The 18713-nt window shown below is 42.3% G+C and carries 30 protein-coding genes and 1 pseudogene; 29 read left to right on the top strand and 2 right to left on the bottom strand.

Translation table 11 applies throughout. From position 1 onward, the window contains the following. The first annotated feature begins 52 nt into the window (after positions 1-52). The 26 genes and pseudogenes from rplX (at position 53) to salA (ending at position 14917) form a co-directional block, all read left to right on the top strand. Positions 53-406 carry a 50S ribosomal protein L24 gene (gene rplX, locus AC58QG_RS35360; RefSeq protein ID WP_081787661.1) on the top strand — a complete coding sequence of 118 codons (354 nt, stop codon included), beginning with the start codon at positions 53-55 and terminating at the stop codon, positions 404-406. 33 nt (positions 407-439) lie between these two features. Further along, the gene (gene rplE, locus AC58QG_RS35355; protein ID WP_056618284.1) at positions 440-982 is read left to right on the top strand and encodes a 50S ribosomal protein L5; all 543 of its coding nucleotides are present in this window, start codon (positions 440-442) and stop codon (positions 980-982) included. A gap of 36 nt (positions 983-1018) precedes the next feature. Next, positions 1019-1204 carry a type Z 30S ribosomal protein S14 gene (locus AC58QG_RS35350; RefSeq protein WP_029196455.1) on the top strand — a complete coding sequence of 62 codons (186 nt, stop codon included), beginning with the start codon at positions 1019-1021 and terminating at the stop codon, positions 1202-1204. A gap of 33 nt (positions 1205-1237) precedes the next feature. Next, the gene (gene rpsH / locus AC58QG_RS35345) at positions 1238-1636 is read left to right on the top strand and encodes a 30S ribosomal protein S8 (protein ID WP_028557481.1); all 399 of its coding nucleotides are present in this window, start codon (positions 1238-1240) and stop codon (positions 1634-1636) included. Between the two features lie 29 nt (positions 1637-1665). Beyond that, complete coding sequence (rplF, locus tag AC58QG_RS35340) at positions 1666-2208, top strand: 50S ribosomal protein L6 (protein ID WP_028557480.1); 543 nt, start codon at positions 1666-1668, stop codon at positions 2206-2208. Positions 2209-2309: 101 nt separating this feature from the next. Next, positions 2310-2678, top strand: a complete 369-nt coding sequence (rplR, locus tag AC58QG_RS35335; protein WP_497366665.1) for a 50S ribosomal protein L18 — start codon at positions 2310-2312, stop codon at positions 2676-2678. Positions 2679-2705: 27 nt separating this feature from the next. After that, entirely contained in the window at positions 2706-3203 is a 498-nt protein-coding gene (rpsE, locus tag AC58QG_RS35330) for a 30S ribosomal protein S5 (protein ID WP_056618277.1), read from the top strand. 11 nt (positions 3204-3214) lie between these two features. Then, positions 3215-3403, top strand: coding sequence for a 50S ribosomal protein L30 (gene rpmD / locus AC58QG_RS35325; protein ID WP_056618272.1), 189 nt, complete (start codon positions 3215-3217; stop codon positions 3401-3403). A gap of 36 nt (positions 3404-3439) precedes the next feature. Next, complete coding sequence (gene rplO, locus AC58QG_RS35320) at positions 3440-3880, top strand: 50S ribosomal protein L15 (protein WP_047683177.1); 441 nt, start codon at positions 3440-3442, stop codon at positions 3878-3880. Further along, positions 3880-5184 (top strand): preprotein translocase subunit SecY, encoded by a 1305-nt coding sequence (secY, locus tag AC58QG_RS35315; protein ID WP_497366664.1) that lies wholly within the window; start codon positions 3880-3882, stop codon positions 5182-5184. Before rplO ends, secY begins: the two co-directional genes overlap by 1 nt. 86 nt (positions 5185-5270) lie before the next feature. Further along, positions 5271-5921, top strand: coding sequence for an adenylate kinase (locus AC58QG_RS35310; protein WP_497366663.1), 651 nt, complete (start codon positions 5271-5273; stop codon positions 5919-5921). Beyond that, positions 5921-6673: a type I methionyl aminopeptidase gene (map, locus tag AC58QG_RS35305; protein WP_497366662.1), complete on the top strand. Its 753-nt coding sequence runs from the start codon at positions 5921-5923 to the stop codon at positions 6671-6673. Before AC58QG_RS35310 ends, map begins: the two co-directional genes overlap by 1 nt. Before the next feature lie 9 nt (positions 6674-6682). Beyond that, a complete protein-coding gene (locus tag AC58QG_RS35300; protein ID WP_497366661.1) occupies positions 6683-6988 on the top strand; it encodes a hypothetical protein in 306 nt (101 codons plus the stop codon). Between the two features lie 2 nt (positions 6989-6990). Then, a complete protein-coding gene (gene infA, locus AC58QG_RS35295) occupies positions 6991-7209 on the top strand; it encodes a translation initiation factor IF-1 (RefSeq protein ID WP_009676800.1) in 219 nt (72 codons plus the stop codon). Between the two features lie 103 nt (positions 7210-7312). After that, complete coding sequence (rpmJ, locus tag AC58QG_RS35290) at positions 7313-7426, top strand: 50S ribosomal protein L36 (protein WP_171632730.1); 114 nt, start codon at positions 7313-7315, stop codon at positions 7424-7426. 19 nt (positions 7427-7445) lie between these two features. Beyond that, positions 7446-7814, top strand: a complete 369-nt coding sequence (rpsM, locus tag AC58QG_RS35285; RefSeq protein ID WP_028557471.1) for a 30S ribosomal protein S13 — start codon at positions 7446-7448, stop codon at positions 7812-7814. Positions 7815-7832: 18 nt separating this feature from the next. Beyond that, the gene (gene rpsK, locus AC58QG_RS35280; protein ID WP_028557470.1) at positions 7833-8228 is read left to right on the top strand and encodes a 30S ribosomal protein S11; all 396 of its coding nucleotides are present in this window, start codon (positions 7833-7835) and stop codon (positions 8226-8228) included. A gap of 125 nt (positions 8229-8353) precedes the next feature. Then, positions 8354-9298, top strand: a complete 945-nt coding sequence (locus AC58QG_RS35275; protein WP_056618255.1) for a DNA-directed RNA polymerase subunit alpha — start codon at positions 8354-8356, stop codon at positions 9296-9298. Positions 9299-9322: 24 nt separating this feature from the next. Then, positions 9323-9688 carry a 50S ribosomal protein L17 gene (gene rplQ, locus AC58QG_RS35270; RefSeq protein WP_057304263.1) on the top strand — a complete coding sequence of 122 codons (366 nt, stop codon included), beginning with the start codon at positions 9323-9325 and terminating at the stop codon, positions 9686-9688. Between the two features lie 140 nt (positions 9689-9828). Then, on the top strand, positions 9829-10590 hold the full coding sequence (gene truA, locus AC58QG_RS35265; protein ID WP_497289195.1) for a tRNA pseudouridine(38-40) synthase TruA: 762 nt from the start codon (positions 9829-9831) through the stop codon (positions 10588-10590). 176 nt (positions 10591-10766) lie between these two features. Next, entirely contained in the window at positions 10767-11204 is a 438-nt protein-coding gene (gene rplM / locus AC58QG_RS35260) for a 50S ribosomal protein L13 (RefSeq protein ID WP_497272906.1), read from the top strand. Positions 11205-11222: 18 nt separating this feature from the next. Continuing rightward, entirely contained in the window at positions 11223-11615 is a 393-nt protein-coding gene (gene rpsI, locus AC58QG_RS35255; RefSeq protein ID WP_028557465.1) for a 30S ribosomal protein S9, read from the top strand. 213 nt (positions 11616-11828) lie between these two features. Then, on the top strand, positions 11829-12521 hold the full coding sequence (locus AC58QG_RS35250) for a phosphoadenylyl-sulfate reductase (protein WP_497366660.1): 693 nt from the start codon (positions 11829-11831) through the stop codon (positions 12519-12521). Positions 12522-12623: 102 nt separating this feature from the next. Beyond that, positions 12624-12937 (top strand): annotated as a pseudogene (gene sat, locus AC58QG_RS35245) (sulfate adenylyltransferase); the annotation flags it as partial. A 72-nt stretch (positions 12938-13009) separates the two neighbouring features. Further along, on the top strand, positions 13010-13771 hold the full coding sequence (gene cwlD / locus AC58QG_RS35240) for an N-acetylmuramoyl-L-alanine amidase CwlD (protein ID WP_497366659.1): 762 nt from the start codon (positions 13010-13012) through the stop codon (positions 13769-13771). Between the two features lie 54 nt (positions 13772-13825). Next, on the top strand, positions 13826-14917 hold the full coding sequence (salA, locus tag AC58QG_RS35235; protein ID WP_497366658.1) for an iron-sulfur carrier protein/transcriptional regulator SalA: 1092 nt from the start codon (positions 13826-13828) through the stop codon (positions 14915-14917). Positions 14918-14967: 50 nt separating this feature from the next. Here the strand turns inward: salA and gerD are convergent, their stop codons facing one another. Next, the gene (gene gerD, locus AC58QG_RS35230; protein WP_497366657.1) at positions 14968-15822 is read right to left on the bottom strand and encodes a spore germination lipoprotein GerD; all 855 of its coding nucleotides are present in this window, start codon (positions 15820-15822) and stop codon (positions 14968-14970) included. A gap of 67 nt (positions 15823-15889) precedes the next feature. Here gerD and AC58QG_RS35225 point away from each other — a divergent pair, with 67 nt between their 5' ends. Then, positions 15890-16486 (top strand): KinB-signaling pathway activation protein, encoded by a 597-nt coding sequence (locus AC58QG_RS35225; protein ID WP_497366656.1) that lies wholly within the window; start codon positions 15890-15892, stop codon positions 16484-16486. A gap of 38 nt (positions 16487-16524) precedes the next feature. Here AC58QG_RS35225 and pdaB read toward each other — a convergent pair whose 3' ends face one another. Then, on the bottom strand, positions 16525-17307 hold the full coding sequence (gene pdaB / locus AC58QG_RS35220) for a polysaccharide deacetylase family sporulation protein PdaB (RefSeq protein WP_497366655.1): 783 nt from the start codon (positions 17305-17307) through the stop codon (positions 16525-16527). 114 nt (positions 17308-17421) lie between these two features. On the opposite strand from pdaB, the gene AC58QG_RS35215 reads away from it, so the two are divergent. Both AC58QG_RS35215 and AC58QG_RS35210 read left to right on the top strand, forming a co-directional pair. Further along, positions 17422-18033, top strand: a complete 612-nt coding sequence (locus tag AC58QG_RS35215; protein WP_497366654.1) for a stage II sporulation protein M — start codon at positions 17422-17424, stop codon at positions 18031-18033. Positions 18034-18183: 150 nt separating this feature from the next. Beyond that, positions 18184-18414 (top strand): hypothetical protein, encoded by a 231-nt coding sequence (locus tag AC58QG_RS35210; RefSeq protein ID WP_056618222.1) that lies wholly within the window; start codon positions 18184-18186, stop codon positions 18412-18414. Positions 18415-18713: the final 299 nt, after the last annotated feature.

Raw genomic sequence — 18713 nt, 5'->3', positions numbered from 1 at the left:
GTGTTACGATGTTGTTTTCCGAACCGGAGAACCCCAGGAGGTGTAGAAGCTAATGCCAAGACTTAAAAAGAGACTAGAATCTCATAACAATAAATTGCACGTGAAAAAAGACGATACTGTTTTCGTTATCACTGGCAAAGACAAAGGTAAGAAAGGCCGCGTTATCGCTGCTTACCCTCGTCAAAATCGTGTTCTTGTTGAAGGTGTAAACATGGTTAAGAAACATGCGAAACCATCCCAACTTAACCCACAAGGCGGTATCTTGAATCAAGAAGCTGCGATTCACGTTTCTAACGTGATGCTGATTGATCCTAAGAGCGGCAAACCTACTCGCGTAGGATACAAAGTATTGGATAACGGAACGAAAGTTCGCATTGCGAAAAAATCCGGCGAAGTTATCGACTAATACACACATGTATGGAAAGGAGGAAACTAAGTCATGGCAGTAAGATTGAAAGATCGTTACTTGAACGAGATTACACCAGCATTAATTCAAAAGTTCAACTACACTACAGTTATGCAAGTACCGAAAATTGAGAAAGTTGTAATCAACATGGGTGTTGGTGAAGCTGTTTCAAACTCCAAAGTACTTGATACTGCGGTTGAAGATCTTCAAAAGATCTCTGGTCAAAAACCAGTTGTAACAAAATCCAAAAAAGCGATCGCGGGTTTTAAACTTCGTGAAAACATGCCGATTGGTGCGAAAGTAACTCTTCGCGGTGAGCGCATGTACCACTTTTTGGACAAATTATTTAACGTATCACTTCCACGTGTACGTGACTTCCGCGGTATTTCCAACAAAGCATTTGATGGTCGCGGTAACTACACGCTTGGTTTGAAAGAACAACTCATTTTCCCTGAAATTGAGTATGATAAAATCGATAAAGTTCGTGGTATGGATATTGTTATCGTAACGACGGCTAAGTCCGACGAGGAAGCTCGCGAGCTTTTAACACAACTCGGAGCGCCTTTCGTAAAATAGGTTACCAGTCGTACCTATCAGGAGGTGTTATATTAAGTGGCAAAAACTTCGATGAAAGTCAAACAGCAACGTACCCCGAAGTTTAAAGTGCAAGCATACACACGTTGTGAGCGCTGCGGACGTCCGCATTCAGTGCTTCGCAAGTTCAAAATTTGTCGGATTTGTTTCCGCGAATTAGCACATAAAGGTCAGATTCCAGGCGTGAAAAAAGCAAGCTGGTAATCACCCTATTTTCGGGAAGGAGGTTTACACAAAATGGTCATGTCAGATCCAATTGCAGATATGCTAACACGCATTCGTAATGCGAACATCGTACGTCATGAAACAGTTGAAATCCCAGCTTCAAAAGTGAAGAGGGAGATCGCTGAAATCCTTAAAAAAGAAGGATTTATCCGTGATGCTGAGTACGTTCAAGATAGCAAACAAGGTATCATTCGTTTGTTCCTGAAATACGGTTCAAACAATGAGCGTGTTATCTCTGGTTTGAAAAGAATTTCGAAACCAGGTCTACGCGTTTACACTAAATCACAAGAAGTCCCTCGTGTTCTGGGCGGATTAGGGATTGCCATCATCTCCACGTCTCAAGGAGTTATGACGGATAAAGATGCTCGTCAATCCAAAGCTGGCGGAGAGGTTATCTGCTACGTTTGGTAATACAATTGTAATTGAATGGAGGTGCAAACATGTCTCGTATTGGTCGTAAGCCAATCACCATTCCAAGTGGTGTAAATGTAACACTAGACAATACTCAAATCACGGTTAGTGGACCAAAAGGTTCCCTGTCCCGTGTACTTCATACTGATATGAAAGTTAACGTTCTAGAAAACGAGATTTCCGTTGAGCGTCCTTCCGATAACAAACTCCACCGTTCCCTGCATGGTACAACACGTAGTGTTGTTGCCAACATGGTAAGTGGTGTTACGGAAGGGTTCACGAAATCGTTGGATCTAGTAGGCGTTGGTTACCGTGCAAACAAAAGCGGTGACAAATTAGTTCTTAACGTTGGGTACTCCCATCCAGTTGAGATCAACCCTGAAAACGGCATTGAGTTCGATGTTCCTACGAACACGAAAATCATCGTTAAAGGTATTGATAAAGAACTAGTTGGCGCAATGGCAGCGAAAGTTCGTTCCGTACGTGAACCAGAACCGTATAAAGGTAAAGGTATCAAGTATGAAGGCGAACGCATTCTTCGTAAAGAAGGTAAAGCTGGTAAGAAGAAATAAGATCGAAAGATCGCGGGTAATAGCTAAGAGTTTTCGAATGAAAACTTGCTACGTAAGCATAAGCCTCGCATCATAAGATGATGAAAGGAGTGTAAGTATAGATGATTACTAAAAGCGATAAAAATAAAGCTCGTCTGAAAAGACACCTTCGTGTTCGTAAGAAAATTGAAGGAACAACTCTTCGCCCACGTTTGAACATTTTCCGTTCATCCAAACATATGTATGCTCAACTAATCGATGATACAACTGGTGTAACAATCGTTGCAGCTTCGACTCAAGATAAAGAGCTGAAAAGTGATATTGGTAACGGTGGTAACGTTGAAGCTGCTCGTAAAGTTGGCGCATTAATCGCAGCACGTGCGAAAGAAAAAGGTTTAGACAAAGTGGTTTTTGACCGCGGTGGATACCTTTATCATGGACGTGTTCAAGCATTGGCTGACGCAGCTCGTGAAGCTGGTCTTGAATTCTAGAAATACATTAATAAGGAGGTAAAAGACTTGCGTGTAGATCCTAATACTTTAGAGCTAACAGAAAAAGTTGTAAATATTAATCGCGTAGCTAAAGTAGTAAAAGGCGGACGTCGTTTCAGCTTCAGCGCACTTGTTGTCGTTGGCGATGGCAATGGCTGGGTTGGTGCAGGAATCGGTAAAGCTTCCGAAGTTCCAGATGCAATCCGTAAAGGTATTGAAGATGCGAAAAAGAACTTGATTCATGTTCCTATCGTAGGCACTTCGATTCCTCACCTTGTTACTGGTAAATTTGGCGCAGGACGCGTTCTATTGAAACCAGCATCCCAAGGTACAGGAGTTATCGCAGGCGGACCAGTTCGTGCAGTACTTGAACTTGCTGGTGTAGGCGATATCTTGACAAAATCCCTAGGTTCATCGAACTCCATGAACATGGTTAACGCTACGCTTGAAGGCTTAAGCCGCTTGAAAAAAGCGGAAGAAGTTGCAAAGCTTCGCGGTAAAACTGTTCAAGAGCTATTAGGTTAGGAGGGGTAAACATGGCTAAACAATTACAGGTTACCCTAAAACGCAGCTTGATCGGCCGCCCTGAAACGCAACGCATTACTGTGAAAACACTTGGTCTTCGTAAAATTAACCAAACTGTTCTTCACCAAGATAATGCTGCAATCAGAGGTATGGTTAATCAAGTGAGCCATTTGGTAGAAGTTAAAGAAATCGAAGCATAGAAATACGAATTTAAGATCTAGAGGAGGTGTGCAACGATGAAGTTACATGAGCTAAGTTCTGCTACTGGTTCTCGTCACACTCGTAAACGTGTTGGCCGTGGTACAAGTAGCGGCATGGGTAAAACATCAACTCGCGGACATAAAGGTCAAAACGCACGTTCCGGTGGAGGCGTTCGTCCTGGATTTGAGGGTGGACAAAACCCATTGTACCGTCGTTTACCTAAGCGTGGATTCACGAACCGTTTCCGTACGGAGTACGCGATCGTTAATCTTGAAGATTTGAACAATTTCGCAGCTGGTACTGAAGTTACTCCAGAAGTATTGATGGAGACTGGTATTGTTAAAGCTCCTAAAGACGGCATTAAGATTTTAGGAAACGGTGAAATCACAGTAAAATTAACCGTTAAAGCGAATAAGTTCTCTCAATCAGCGATTGAGAAAATCCAAGCTGCCGGCGGTCAAACCGAGGTGATTTAATGTTCAATACCATAGCCAACATCTTCAAAGTAGAAGATTTACGCAGAAGGATTCTCTTCACGCTTATCTTGCTAATCGTCTACCGTTTGGGTGCCTTCATTCCGGTTCCAAACATTAATACAGATGTTCTGAAACTTCAAGATCAAGCGAATCAGAGCGATGTCTTTGGTTTGCTTAACACGTTCTCCGGCGGTGCGCTCTTCCAATTCTCCATCTTCGCGATGGGAATTATGCCTTATATCACGGCTTCGATCATTGTTCAGCTTTTGTCCATGGATGTAGTCCCGCGCTTCGCGCAATGGGCGAAAGAAGGAGATGTCGGAAGAAAGAAAATGACGCAGGTGACTCGTTACGGTACGATTGTTCTAGGGTTGATTCAAGCTTTCGGTTTATCAATTGGCTTTAACCGCCTTTACAGTGGTTTAGTTATTGATGCTGGGTTTACAACTTTTGCTTTAATCGCTATCGTGTTGACCGCTGGTACAGCTTTCTTGATGTGGCTAGGTGAGCAAATCACGGAGTACGGAATTGGTAACGGTATTTCTATTATCATCTTTGCTGGGATCGTCTCTGCGATTCCAACGAGCATTCAACAAATCTACAAATCACTCTTTACAGCCGATGCAGCGCTGTTCCTGAACATTGTGAAACTTATCATTATTGCTTTAGTTGTTATTCTGATTATTGCTGGAGTTATATTCGTACAACAAGGTGTTCGTAAGATACCTGTACAATATGCTAAGCGAGTAGTTGGTCGTAAAATGTATGGTGGGCAAACAACACACATTCCTCTTAAAGTGAATGCTGCTGGTGTTATCCCTGTAATCTTTGCATTGTCACTTTTGATGTTTCCTCCAACCATTGCTAGTTACTGGAGAGGAAATGTAGTTGCAGAATGGATTATTAACAACTTGAGTATTAACCAAACTGCACCATTAGCGATTGTACTTTATGTACTGCTGATTATTGGTTTCACCTACTTCTACACCTTCGTACAAATTAATCCAGTTCAAATGGCTGATCAGATGAAGAAGAATGGCGGTTACATACCAGGTATCAGACCAGGTAAAACGACGTCGACTTATCTGACACGCGTAATGACTAGAATTACTCTTTCTGGAGCTCTGTTTCTCTCAGCAATTTCTATTCTTCCAATGTTATTTGGAGGACTCGCTGGATTGCCTAGTTCGGTTCAAATAGGTGGTACATCTTTACTTATCGTAGTAGGCGTTGGTCTTGAGACAATGAAGCAAATCGAGAGCCAATTGATTAAGCGTCATTACAAAGGGTTCATCAATAAATAGCTAATAGGTTCTGATGGGGCAAGTTCTGCGACATCGGCACCTATTGTGCTGTTCGTAATGCCGAGTGCGATGGGGAGGTTTTAATTGTGAACGTAATATTTATGGGGCCTCCTGGTGCAGGCAAAGGTACGCAAGCAGAGAAAATCGTTTCTGAATTTCAAATTCCACATATTTCGACAGGCGACGCATTTCGCGCAGCTATGAGCCAAGGTACTCCAATGGGTATTGAAGCTAAAGGGTATGTTGATAAGGGACTTTTGGTTCCAGATGAAATTACGAACGGTATTGTGAAAGAGCGTCTTGCCCAGCCGGATTGCGATAAAGGATTTTTGCTTGATGGGTTTCCGCGTACGGTAGCTCAAGCAGATGCATTATCCGAAATCGTAGATTCACTTGGTAAGAAGATTGAGATTGTTATCAATCTTGCTGTTGATCGCAGTTTTCTGTTGGCACGACTAACCGGCCGAAGAATTTGTAAATCCTGTGGTTCTACGTATCATGTCATCTTCAACCCACCTCAGCAAGAAGGCGTATGCGATAAATGTTCCGGTGAGTTGTACCAACGATCTGATGATACGGAAGAGAAAGTCGGAACACGTTTGGATGAATATATCAACAAAACGGCTCCGCTTCTGGATTACTACCAAAAGAGGGAATTATTGCGTGAGGTTAACGGGGAACAAGACATTCATGCGGTAACTGAACAAATTAGCTCACTGCTACGAGGTCTAGCGTAATGATCATTTGTAAGTCCGAGGTTGAACTAGACCTAATGCGAGAAGCTGGTCGTATCGTAGCCGAAACGCACCGCTTATTGGCAAGGGCGATTCGTCCGAACATTACAACGAAAGAACTTGATCAGATCGCAGAGGAATTCATTCGCAGTCAGGGAGCAATTCCATCTTTCAAAGGTTACAATGGTTTTCCTGGAAGCATATGTGTTTCAGTCAACGAAGAATTAGTTCATGGTATTCCTGGTCCAAGAAAGCTCGTTGAGGGCGACATTATCAGTATTGATATTGGTGCTCAATATAAAGGTTATCATGGAGATTCTGCTTGGACATATCCTGTCGGTGAAATTTCTGAAACTGCTCAGCGTTTGCTGAAAGTAACAGAAGAATCACTTTATCGAGGCATTGCAGAAGCTAAACCGGATGCTAGACTCTACACGTTGTCGCATGCAATCCAAACTTGTATTGAAGACGCAGGCTTCTCCGTGGTTATAGAGTATGTCGGTCATGGTATTGGAACGGATCTTCACGAAGAACCACAAATTCCGAACTATGGTATACCTGACAAAGGTCCCAGGCTCAAACCAGGCATGGTCCTAGCCATTGAACCCATGGTGGTTGTTGGCGAAAGATTTGTCCAAACACTCGAAGACGATTGGACCGTAGTCACTTCAGATCGTACCCTTTGTGCTCATTTCGAACATACGGTTGCTATAACGGCAGCTGGTTATGAAATATTAACTTTGCCTAGATCGTAGGTGAATTGAGTGGATGGTAAGATTCCGCAAGTGGGTCAAATCGTAAAGGTGCTTCGCGGTAAAGATCCCGGAGAATATGCGGTCGTGATTGGCATTGTTGATCATCGTTTTGTCTGGCTTGCCGACGGCGATCATCGCAAATTCGATCAACCGAAGAAGAAGAACCTGAATCATCTTCATTTACAAGAAACGATTAGCAGTGAAGTAGCGTCAAGCATTAGGGATACAGGTCGTGTGACTAATGGGAAATTGCGCTTTGCAATCGCCAAATTCGTTGAACTTATGCAAGTTGAAGCACAAGAGAAAGGAGAATGACTGTGGCCAAAGAAGATGTAATTGAAGTAGAAGGTACAGTGATTGAACCTCTTCCGAATGCAATGTTTAAAGTTGAATTGGAAAATGGTCATAAAATCCTAGCCCATGTTTCAGGAAAGATCAGAATGCATTTTATCCGCATTTTGCCTGGAGATAAGGTTACCGTAGAATTATCGCCTTATGATTTGACGAGAGGCCGTATAACCTACCGTTTCAAATAAATGTTCGGCTTAGAAGTAATACTCTCTCAAGACGTATGCTTACGAAGCAAGTTTTCTAACGAAAACGCAACATGGTTGCTTACGATGAAAAGGAGGGCTTAAAATGAAAGTAAGACCGTCAGTAAAACCGATTTGTGAGAAATGTAAAGTTATTCGCCGTAAAGGCAAAGTAATGGTAATTTGTGAAACACCTAAGCACAAACAAAAACAAGGTTAAAAGGAGGTGCATTCTGTAGATGGCACGTTTAGCTGGAGTTGACTTACCTCGTGACAAACGAGTTGTAATCGCGTTGACTTACATTTTCGGTATCGGCACTACAACTGCTCAGAAAATCATTGCTTCCACAGGTATCGATGCGAGTACTCGCGTTCGTGACTTGACTGAAGATGAAGTGAGCAAAATCCGTGATGTAATTGACAAAACCCTTAAAGTAGAAGGCGATCTTCGCCGTGAAATTTCCCTTAACATCAAACGTCTAATCGAAATCGGATCCTACCGTGGTCTTCGTCACCGCCGTGGTCTTCCTGTTCGTGGTCAACGTACTAAAACAAATGCTCGTACACGTAAAGGTCCTCGTCGTACAGTAGCTAATAAGAAGAAATAATAAAGGGGGTTAGAGCTAATGGCAAAACCTAAAAAAGTCGTCCGTACGAAACGTCGTGACCGGAAGAATATTGAGAGCGGTGTAGCACATATCCGTTCAACATTTAACAACACGATCGTAACGATCACGGATCCGCATGGTAACGCAATTTCTTGGGCAAGTTCAGGAAACCTTGGATTCAAAGGTTCCCGTAAAAGCACTCCTTTCGCAGCACAAATGGCAGCTGAAAAAGCAGCTAAAGCAGCAATGGAGCACGGCTTGAAAACTGTTGAAGTTATGGTTAAAGGTCCAGGCGCTGGCCGCGAAGCAGCAATCCGCTCTTTGCAAGCAGCAGGTCTTGAAGTAAACCTGATTAAAGACGTGACGCCGGTTCCTCATAATGGCTGCCGTCCTCCAAAACGTCGTCGCGTATAATTCAGGATCACTTTGTAGTATAATTATTCCAAAATCGTGAATAATGGTTTGAAGGATAGGCATACTATGAAATTTTCAACGAAGTATCCAGAGGGAACCGACGTATTGAATGGAGGGTACATTTCATGATCGAAATCGAAAAGCCAAAAATAGAAACTGTAGCATTAAGTGAAGATGGCGCTTATGGTAGATTTATCATTGAGCCTTTGGAGCGTGGCTACGGTACAACCTTAGGAAACTCACTACGTCGTATCTTACTGTCCTCCTTACCGGGGGCAGCAGTAACCTCTGTCCAAATCGATGGCGTTTTGCACGAATTTTCAACGATTCCTGGCGTGCTTGAGGATGTTACGGAAATTATCCTTAATCTCAAAGGCTTATCGTTGAAGATTCACTCCGATGAGGAGAAAGTGCTAGAAATTGATGCAGAAGGAGAAGGTAATATTACTGCGGCTGATATCCGTGGTGATAGTGATGTTGAAATCCTTAACCCGGATCTACACATCGCTACCTTGTCTCCAGATGCACGTCTTCACATGAGGATTCATGCGGGCAGAGGGCGCGGTTACGTCCAATCAGACAAGAATAAGCATGAAGAGCAACCAATTGGTGTAATTCCAATTGATTCAATCTACACGCCTATTACTCGGGTAAACTATGCTATTGAGAATACTCGCGTCGGCCAAGTGACTAACTATGATAAGTTGACCCTCGAAGTGTGGACCGATGGAAGTATTCGTCCAGAAGAAGCAGTAAGCTTGGGCGCTAAAATCTTAACTGAACATTTGCTCTTATTCGTCGGATTGACGGATGAAGCAAAAGACGCTGAGATTATGGTTGAAAAAGAAGAAGATAAGAAAGAAAAAGTTCTTGAGATGACGATCGAAGAACTAGATCTTTCCGTTCGTTCTTACAACTGTCTCAAACGTGCAGGGATTAATACCGTACAAGAGCTGATTACCAAAACAGAAGAAGACATGATGAAAGTTCGGAACTTAGGTCGCAAATCCCTTGAAGAAGTTCAAGAGAAGCTCGAAGAGCTGGGTCTGGGTCTACGTACCGAGGAATAATCTTGTCAGAAGGAGGTTAACTCAATGAACTACAGAAAATTGAACCGCGATTCCAGTAATCGTAAAGCATTATTTCGTGATCTGGTAACGGATCTGTTCATACATGAGCGCATTCAAACAACAGAAGCAAAAGCAAAAGAAATTCGTTCAATCGCTGAGAAGTTAATTACTCTTGCGAAACGCGGAGATCTTCACGCACGCCGTCAGGTTGCTGCTTTTGTTCGTAGAGAAGCTGCTAACGAAAATCAAGATGCGATTCAAAAACTATTCTCTGATTTGGCTACTCGTTACTCCGAGCGTCCAGGTGGATACACTCGTATCCTAAAGCTGGGACCACGCCGCGGTGACGCAGCACCAATGGTTTACCTAGAGCTAGTAGATCGCGCATAGAAGACGGATGGGAAAGGGTGGACGGAATCACTAGATTCTGGTGAAGCCCTTTTTTTGCAGTCTTGGATCGCATTCTAGTGAAAAGAGTTGCGCAAGCAACTTGAACTAGGTAGAAAGGATGTCTCATGGAGGAACAAGCCTTGAGAAATCTACGCTTTACCATAAGCTACGATGGCACATCTTATTCTGGCTTCCAGATACAGCCGAGATCAGACACGGTACAATATCGGTTAGAACAGGCTGTCTTTTTGCTGACAGGTGAGACGGTGAAAGTCATTTCATCAGGGCGTACAGACGCTGGTGTTCATGCGAAGGCGCAAGTTATCAATTTTACAACGAGTTCTAAGATTCCAGTGGAACGATGGTGCTTAGCTCTAAATGCTAGACTACCCAGGGACATCGTCGCACATACGGCGGAAGAAGTCCTCCCTACTTTTCACTCTCGCAAAGCCGCGAAACGTAAAACCTATTGTTATACGATTCGTTCGGCGCGCTTCCCTGATGTCTTTCACCGCAACTTCGAGTATCATCACCCCACACATTTAAATGTGGAAGCCATGAGAGAGGCGCTCCCTTGCCTGCTAGGTGAGCATGATTTTACTTCGTTTTGCACAGTGAGAACGGATAAGGAAATCAAAGTGAGAACCTTATATGAGGTTCGTATGGTGACGGAATCCGACGAGTTGGTGGCGACTGGTAAAGTAGATCGTATTCGGTTGATTATAACAGGCAACGGTTTTCTTTATAACATGGTGAGGATCATCGTAGGGACGTTGATTCAGATCGGTGAGGGTAAGAGACCATCTAGCGACATGCAACGTGTTCTCGAGGCCAGAGATCGGTCTCAGGCGGGTCCTACAGCCGAAGCTATGGGTTTGACCTTGTGGAAAGTCGACTATTAAAAAGTTGACATCAGCACTTGATTCTTAAGACGTTATCGTGTAAAATATAACTTGGCGTTTCGTGATCGGCTACCCCACAGCCCCTGATCACAAATGACCATAACAATCCATCGCTTATGTTAAATTAACACAACTATAACTTATGTATTTCAGATATATTTTTAGGAGGATTAAGCATGCGCACCACATATATGGCTAAGCCAAATGAAGTTGAGCGTAAATGGTACATTGTTGACGCTGCAGGCCAAACACTTGGTCGTCTTGCAAGTGAAGTTGCTAGCATTATCCGCGGTAAGCACAAACCGGAGTTCACTCCACACGTAGATACTGGTGATTTCGTAGTAGTTATCAATGCTTCCCAAATTAAGCTTACAGGTAAGAAAATGCAAAACAAAATGTACTACCGTCACTCTTTGTACCAAGGTGGTTTGAAAGTGACTTCCGCTCAGGACCTACTTAACACTAAGCCTGATCGTATGATCGAATTCGCAGTTCATGGTATGCTTCCTAAGAACCGTCTAGGCGACAGCTTGAAAACTAAGCTAAAAGTCTACGGTGGAGCAGAGCATCCGCACCAAGCACAACTACCAGAAGTCTGGAATCTTCGCGGTTAATATAAGGAGGAACGTTTCGTGGCACAAGTTCAATATTATGGAACGGGTCGTCGTAAACATTCGGTAGCGCGTGTTCGCTTAATACCGGGTGAAGGACGCATCATTATCAATAAACGTGATCTAGATGAGTATTTCGGTCTAGAAACGTTGAAACTAATCGTTAAACAACCACTTGCTCTAACTGAAACTATCGGTCAATACGATGTTCTAGTTCTTGCAAATGGCGGTGGAATCAGCGGACAAGCTGGAGCAATTCGTCACGGTATCTCCCGTGCATTGTTGAAGGCTGATCCGGAATACCGTGGATCCTTGAAAAAAGCTGGATTCCTAACACGTGATTCCCGTATGAAAGAGCGTAAAAAATACGGATTGAAAGCAGCACGTCGTGCTCCTCAATTCTCCAAACGTTAAGATCTTGTGCCTCTGGCACGCGAGAAAAACCTTTTCGGCTTATGCTGGAAGGGTTTTTCTTTTTTTTTACCTCAGAAGTCGTATTTTTACCCGTAAAATATAAGTTAATACCAAAATGAGAAAAAGTCATTGACACCCTGTAGAAGTCGGATATAATAAAATATAAATCATACAATAACAGTCGGGATTATCGACTATTGGAGGAATCGTACGATGAATCTATTTGAAAAAGAAGCATTTGTAACGAAAGCTGCGGAAGAATTCGAAAATCAATCGCCTGAAGCCATATTGAAATTAGCTGTAGATACTTTTCAAAGCTTAACGCTTGCTTGTAGTTTTGGGGCTGAAGATGTTGTCCTAGTTGATATGCTACAAAAAATTAACCCAAATGTAGATATATTCTATTTAGATACCAATGTACATTTTGATGAAACGTATGAAACGAAAGAACGCCTTGAGAAACACTATGGCACGAAATTCGTTCAAGTTTTGCCGAAACTAACGCTTGAAGAGCAAGCAGAGAAATTCGGGGATGAGCTTTGGAAGAGTGATGCGAACCAATGCTGCAACATTCGTAAAGTTGATCCATTGACAGACATTCTTAAAAACTATGATGCCTGGATTACGGGTATTCGCCGCGATCAAGCGCCTACTCGTGCGAATGCTAAAAGAGTGGAGTATGATGTGAAATTTGGTCTAATCAAATTCAATCCACTAGCAGGTTGGACATCAGAAGATGTTTGGCAATATATCCGTGATAACGATGTAATCTACAACCCACTTCATGATCGCAACTACCCAAGTATTGGTTGCACACATTGCACGCGCCCTGTAGCTGAAGGTGAAGATCCGCGAGCAGGACGTTGGGCAAGTATTGAAAAAACAGAATGTGGTCTTCATAAGTAAGTTAGAGGTGGTTTAGTCTTAGAATAGGATTATGTAGGATTCGGTGATTAGGACTATAAACCACATGGTGGAGAGCTTATTAGCCACCAAGTCTATCGTGATCCGTCTGCTGTGCGCAACGCAGGCCCTCATGAAGCGATTCTACATGCGATTGTACGTAGAAACTATAGCTGCACGCATTTCATCGTTGGACGTGATCACGCAGGCGTTGGTGACTAGTACGGCACGTATGAAGCGCAAGAGATTTTCAGCAATTTACGGGCGAAGAAATGGGATTACCCCATTATTCCTTGTGCACATCTTCTTCTGTTCGTGGTCTATAGCAAGAAGTTCAATGTTTGCCTCCGGAGTCTACGCGTCCTGAAGTCGCGGAAGTACTTATCGAAGTTTTAAGAGATACTGAATATCAAGTGTAAGCCTGGTATATTTGTCCACCCTGTCCCATATAGATGTTACAGAGTCTATAGGGGAACAGAGGTGGTTTTTTTATGCGTAAAAGGAAGAAAAGGTTAGTGGTATGGCTGACCTTTCACAGTAGTTTGAAGCTGATGCTTTCAGCCATGTTGGTTGCATTGGTTGTCTTTATTTATGCGTACGAGCTCCCTACAACGAAGACCTGGTCAGATTGGACGCTCCCTTTATCGGGTAAAACAATTGCGTTAGATGCCGGTCATGGGGGGCCAGATGGTGGGGCAGAGAGCAAGGATGGTATTATTGAGAAGGATATCAATTTGGCAATTACCCTGCGGCTGCGTGATTATTTGCAACAAGCCGGTGCTGTCGTTGTTTTAACGAGAGAAACGGATACGGATCTTGCGGAGTCCGGCACGAAAGGCTATAGCAAGCGTAAGACGCAGGATCTCCACAACCGCGCGGACTTGATTCAAAATAATAATGCCGATATGTTTTTGAGTATCCATTTGAACAGTATACCTTCTGAAAAATGGAGAGGCGCACAAACGTTCTACTATTTGAACAATCCTGATAATCCTAATTTAGCTGCATTAATTCAAGCTGAGCTTAAGCGTAATCTGGAAAATACCGATCGTGTTGCCAAGTTAGCTGATAAGACGGTGTATCTGTTAAAAACATTGAAAATCCCTAGCGCACTCGTTGAGGTAGGCTTCCTTTCAAACCCCGAAGAAGCCAAATTACTTGCTGACGAGAATTATCAGAAGATGCTGGCTGCTTCCGTGTATCAAGGGATTTTAAGATATTTTGCAGGGGAAAAAGTGGGTTCTGCTTCATAATGTGTTATAATAAAAGCCGCTAAGACAATGTCCCAATAAAGGTGTGATGTGGCTATGGTACATAAAGATCAAATCCTAGAAGCGTTGAACACGCTAATGGAACCTCAGTTCAAAAAAAGTGTAGTAGAATTAAATTTGATTCGTGATGTAATGGTGAAGGAAGATGCGGTGTCCTTAAGTCTGATCGTAGTAACAGAGGATGAAGGGTACAAGGAGCAAGCCAAAGCATTCATTCAACAATCGTTAGCAAATATAGGAGTATCTCAAGTTCATATCAGATTTAGATTGATGACGGACCATGAGCGGAGTCGTTTGGAAGGGCCTGTGCAACAGTCGGATCAAGCAACACCGCCGAAGCCAGTTCAACCTCCTATTCAGCAACCGATTCTTGGACAATCCTCTACGGTTGAGTTTATCGCAGTTGCGAGTGGTAAAGGTGGCGTGGGTAAATCAACTGTCACGGTTAATCTAGCAGTCGCGTTAGCTCGTAAGGGGAAAAAGGTAGGGATCATCGATGCGGATATTTATGGTTTTAGTATTCCTGATATGATGGGGATTGAAGAACAGCCGCAGCTCGTTGAGAATGTGATTATTCCTGTTGAGAAATTCGGGGTAAAAGTGATATCGATGGGGTTCTTTGTCCAAGATAACGCACCTGTTGTATGGCGTGGACCTATGCTTGGTAAGATGCTGCGTAATTTCTTCAATGAAGTGAATTGGGGAGATGTGGAATACATCTTACTAGATCTTCCTCCAGGCACTGGTGATGTTGCGCTAGATGTACATCAGCTTATCCCGCAAAGTAAAGAAGTTATAGTTACGACACCACATGCTACTGCTGCTTTTGTAGCCGCTAGAGCAGGTGCGATGGCCATTCAAACGAATCATGAAATTCTAGGTATTGTTGAGAATATGTCCTACTATGAAAGTAAGGATGGCAGCATTGATTACATTTTTGGTAAAGGTGGAGGAGCTAAGCTTGCAGAAGATTTACATAGTGAGCTGTTGGCGCAAATCCCATTAGGAGCTCCTGACAACCATATATCCGAAAAGGATTACTCACCATCTGTGTATAAAGCAGAATCCAAAGCTGGGCAAATTTATTTGGAAATAGCAGATAGAATGATTGCGAAGCTAGAAAAATAGTAAAAAAGGAAGAGGAAGCAGAATAACTCTGCAAACTCTTCCTTTTTCGTTTAAGAACCGGAATCAGAACCGCCATCTTTCTTCTCTTCACCTTGTTTTTCGGAGTCCCCTGAGGAGTCATCTTTCTTCTTTTCATCCCCGCCTTCTTCTGCTTTTTTCTCTCCTTCTTTAGCTTTGTCTTCACTCTTTTCTGTACTTTTCGCAGAAGGCATTTGATCAGGTTTGCTTTGTTGGGCAATAGCAGACTTAAGTAATTCTACCAGTTGCGCACGGAAGAGTGGACTCTGGATGGATTCTTCCATGACAGTCATCATTTGCTGGCGATAAGGTGCTGTTTTCATGACATCAAGAACCATTTTCTCATAGTCCGGGTTTTTCATGACATCAATCAGCGCTTTTTGGTAAGTGGGATCCTTCAGTAATTCCTTGAACATCTGCTTGGTTTCTTTTTGAATTGCTTTAGCGAAGTCACCTGCGAATTTAGGGTCCTTCATCATATCAGTCAAAAACATATTATTTTCCTTAGCAGTCAGCACATCCTTGACAGCCATTTGAAGCTGGAGGGATTCATTTGCAGAGAGCAGCTTAATTTGAGATTGACCTGCAACACTATTTGTCCCAACGTCGCCATTCATAATACTTCGATTTGCTGCGCTGATCGCTTTTTTACCGTCATCTGATTTAAGAATATCCAGGATCATCGTCTTCTGTTCTTTGTACGTATTAGCTTGTGATTGCCCTTGTGAAGAATTATCGGTTCCACATGAAGCGAGAAGAAAAGCCATTGAAATGACCGGTAGGACTTGAAGCTTTCTAAGTCTTGTCTTTAACATAACTACATGCTCCCTTCCCTTAACTTTAATGCTGTTAGTATGTGTGGTTAGGGTCAGAATATAAGGGGACATTATTGGCTTTTTATCGCAAAGGTTGGTACAATTAACAATTAGAGTTGATGTGTGGAGGTAATTAAACGTGACATTACGTAAATGGTTTCACTTATTTTGGACAACACTGGTTTTAGGTGTAGTTGTTTCCACTGGGGTTGGACTTATCCTTCAATTTTCAGACAAAGAATTTTCAGTAATGGGTTTATCAGCGGTTGGATTTAATCTGATTAATATGATTCTTGGTGGGGCAACTATAAGCGTGTTGAGTCAAATGGGCTTCTTCGCTTATTTAATAGTAAGGTTCATTGCTGTTGGTATTATACGCTCCAAAACAGTTTGGGACCTGTTACAGCTTGCCGTTGTCATAGTTGTTTTATTCGATCTCGTTTACTTGAGGAAAACTAATTTTAACAGCTCGGAATCGTTACTTGGTTACTTCATATTACCTGTCTGCGTACTAGTGATCTCCTTAGCAGTTAGCTATTGGAAGGTGAAAATGACGAATCGGAATGCATTCATTCCTACATTATTCTTCATGACTGCAGTCACCGTACTTGAGGCTGTACCAGCATTGAAATTGGATAACACGGCATCAAGTCTATTTATGTTGGCACCGTTATTCGTATGTAATGCATGGCAAATACTGACCCTACATAAAATATTGGATACCAAAAAGAGCTAATCAAATTAGCTCTTTTTTTCAAATCTATTCAAGTTATTTTAATGAATTTGTTTCATTGCTTGATCCTCGACAGGGGTTGTCTCAACTTGAGTTTGTTTAATGAGCTCACTGACACTTACAAATTGGTAACCCTTTGCTCGAAGCTGCTGGATGATCGTTGGCAATGCCTCATGTGTTTGTTGAGAAGAGTCGCTCGCATGGAGTAAGACAATATCTCCGGGATGAGCTTTACTTACAACGCGGTTTACAAGTGTATCAACACCTTTATTCAACCAATCTTGAGAATCTGTATCCCATTGGATAACTGAATAACCAAGGTCATCGGCGATCCGTAACACACGTTTGTCGAAATCGCCATTGGGCAGACGAATGAGGTTAGGTTCTTTTCCGATTAACTCTGTCAAAATGCCATGTGCTGTAGAAATTTCGTTACGGATTTCCTCGTCGCTAAGCGTACTATAATTGTCAAATTTATTCCCGTGGCTGCCAATCTCAAAGCCATAGCTTTTGATGTGTGAAACAATATCGGGATGACTCTTGCTCCAAGGGGAAGATAAGAAGAATGTCGCATCTTTTACACCATTATCCTTTAGGATTTTCAAGATGGGTTCAGCTCGAGTATCCCCCCAGGAGATATCAAAGGTAAGGGAAATGACTTTCTTTTCGGTTTGTACGCTGTAAATGGCTGAGGGCTCGGAGTTCATAAAGACAGATACATTGCTTTGTTCGGAATATACAATGGCCGCGGAGAAGATAATGGCGAGAGCAATGAATAAATATTGCTTAAACTTCCGTGCGTTGATTACAAAAAAATAGTTCATGAATAGCTTGTACCTCCTTTATGTCAAGCAAATGAGCAGCTTGTATTACCTTTAGTAAATAATGTATGCTCGTACACATGGTACTTATGCTTCCGAAATTGGAGGAATTAGAAAATGAATTTTCAGGCATTACTTAGACATTTCAAAGAAATGAAGCATTACTTCATCGTGGTTGTACTCGTGTTTGGCTTTAGTTTTTACATGGGTTGGGCAAACTCTGAGCAGTTTTCACACTTCTTAGAAAAGCAGTTAGAAGGACTACAACCTATGATCAAATCAATAAGCGGCAAAGAAAATCCGCAGGTTTGGCTATTCATTTTCATCTTCTTAAATAATGCGATTAAGTCTGTACTTATTGTTTTCTGTGGGCTTTTCTTTGGTGTATTGCCGCTCTTTATGTTAATTGCAAATGGCATGATATTAGGTTATGTACTCTCGTTACAGACGAATGAAAGTACAATATCTATTGTTCTAAAGGGAATATTACCTCATGGCATTATTGAGATCCCTGTCATATTACTTGCGTGTGCTTATGGGCTGAAATTAGGAATGCTGGTTTGGAAGATGGGGATACAGCTACTTGTCCCAGCTGAGAAACGTAATGCCCGAAGTGAAATGGTCAGAATTCTGCAATTAACCAAACCCCTCAGTCTTGGAATCGTCTTCCTTCTTTTGATTGCAGCTATAATTGAAAGTACGCTTACCTACTGGTTGGTGCATTTGTAAAATATTTTCAGTCTCATTGTCATAAAACTGGCAAAATCTGAGCATAACAATAAGGCGGAAATGAAGAAGGGCAGGATTAGCCCCACATATCTGTCTAACGAACTGTTAGTGCCATGAATCTCTACAGTCGAGAGGGGTTTGGATGGATGTATGCTCGGATTTTTGTTCAATGAGAGAGAATGCAGAGAATTAGATTATGTATTACGCAAAGAATTAGACGAAATGCTATTCGATCTCAATGATAAGAGAATTGATCAAGAGATAAAGGGAGCTATAGAATCTAGATATAAGGTTATCTTCAGGATGTACGCTCGCCTAGCGACACCAAAGGAAATATCGAAGTACGCCAGAAACCGTAATTACCAAGCTCAGAAAAAATAGGGGGTAAGTGCTTGACTTACCCTCTCTACCTGTGTTATTTTATAACTCGTCCCTTCGAAACAAAGCTAGTGAGTCGGATCGGAAAAAGATGTTCTCAAAAATCTTTCGAAAAAAGACTTGCAATCTTCGGTGAGACTGTGATATATTTAAAAAGTCGCCGCTAAACGGATGACGAACAAAACGGAAGAAATTGATCTTTGAAAACTGAACAACGAGTGAGTAAGCACGAACGAGAAATCGTTCAAAAAAGAGATTGCAAAATCTCGCTAGCAACGAAAATGAGCAATTAAGCTTTCAGA

Source organism: Paenibacillus sp. J22P169 (assembly GCF_059691995.1).
This window is presented reverse-complemented; position numbering and strand designations above follow the sequence as displayed.

What these genes read in the sequence shown, in the direction of transcription:
- map (WP_497366662.1), top strand. Translation starts at nt 5,921, where the DNA reads ATGATCATTTGTAAGTCCGAGGTTGAACTAGACCTAATGCGAGAAGCT.
- AC58QG_RS35275 (WP_056618255.1), top strand. Translation starts at nt 8,354, where the DNA reads ATGATCGAAATCGAAAAGCCAAAAATAGAAACTGTAGCATTAAGTGAA.
- rplO (WP_047683177.1), top strand. Translation starts at nt 3,440, where the DNA reads ATGAAGTTACATGAGCTAAGTTCTGCTACTGGTTCTCGTCACACTCGT.
- rplF (WP_028557480.1), top strand. Translation starts at nt 1,666, where the DNA reads ATGTCTCGTATTGGTCGTAAGCCAATCACCATTCCAAGTGGTGTAAAT.
- salA (WP_497366658.1), top strand. Translation starts at nt 13,826, where the DNA reads ATGGTACATAAAGATCAAATCCTAGAAGCGTTGAACACGCTAATGGAA.
- rpmJ (WP_171632730.1), top strand. Translation starts at nt 7,313, where the DNA reads ATGAAAGTAAGACCGTCAGTAAAACCGATTTGTGAGAAATGTAAAGTT.
- rplR (WP_497366665.1), top strand. Translation starts at nt 2,310, where the DNA reads ATGATTACTAAAAGCGATAAAAATAAAGCTCGTCTGAAAAGACACCTT.
- rpsK (WP_028557470.1), top strand. Translation starts at nt 7,833, where the DNA reads ATGGCAAAACCTAAAAAAGTCGTCCGTACGAAACGTCGTGACCGGAAG.
- rplQ (WP_057304263.1), top strand. Translation starts at nt 9,323, where the DNA reads ATGAACTACAGAAAATTGAACCGCGATTCCAGTAATCGTAAAGCATTA.
- rplX (WP_081787661.1), top strand. Translation starts at nt 53, where the DNA reads ATGCCAAGACTTAAAAAGAGACTAGAATCTCATAACAATAAATTGCAC.
- cwlD (WP_497366659.1), top strand. Translation starts at nt 13,010, where the DNA reads ATGCGTAAAAGGAAGAAAAGGTTAGTGGTATGGCTGACCTTTCACAGT.
- secY (WP_497366664.1), top strand. Translation starts at nt 3,880, where the DNA reads ATGTTCAATACCATAGCCAACATCTTCAAAGTAGAAGATTTACGCAGA.
- rplE (WP_056618284.1), top strand. Translation starts at nt 440, where the DNA reads ATGGCAGTAAGATTGAAAGATCGTTACTTGAACGAGATTACACCAGCA.
- rpsH (WP_028557481.1), top strand. Translation starts at nt 1,238, where the DNA reads ATGGTCATGTCAGATCCAATTGCAGATATGCTAACACGCATTCGTAAT.
- AC58QG_RS35250 (WP_497366660.1), top strand. Translation starts at nt 11,829, where the DNA reads ATGAATCTATTTGAAAAAGAAGCATTTGTAACGAAAGCTGCGGAAGAA.
- rplM (WP_497272906.1), top strand. Translation starts at nt 10,767, where the DNA reads ATGCGCACCACATATATGGCTAAGCCAAATGAAGTTGAGCGTAAATGG.
- gerD (WP_497366657.1), bottom strand. Translation starts at nt 15,822, where the DNA reads ATGTCCCCTTATATTCTGACCCTAACCACACATACTAACAGCATTAAA.
- rpmD (WP_056618272.1), top strand. Translation starts at nt 3,215, where the DNA reads ATGGCTAAACAATTACAGGTTACCCTAAAACGCAGCTTGATCGGCCGC.
- AC58QG_RS35215 (WP_497366654.1), top strand. Translation starts at nt 17,422, where the DNA reads ATGAATTTTCAGGCATTACTTAGACATTTCAAAGAAATGAAGCATTAC.
- rpsM (WP_028557471.1), top strand. Translation starts at nt 7,446, where the DNA reads ATGGCACGTTTAGCTGGAGTTGACTTACCTCGTGACAAACGAGTTGTA.
- AC58QG_RS35210 (WP_056618222.1), top strand. Translation starts at nt 18,184, where the DNA reads ATGCTCGGATTTTTGTTCAATGAGAGAGAATGCAGAGAATTAGATTAT.
- pdaB (WP_497366655.1), bottom strand. Translation starts at nt 17,307, where the DNA reads ATGAACTATTTTTTTGTAATCAACGCACGGAAGTTTAAGCAATATTTA.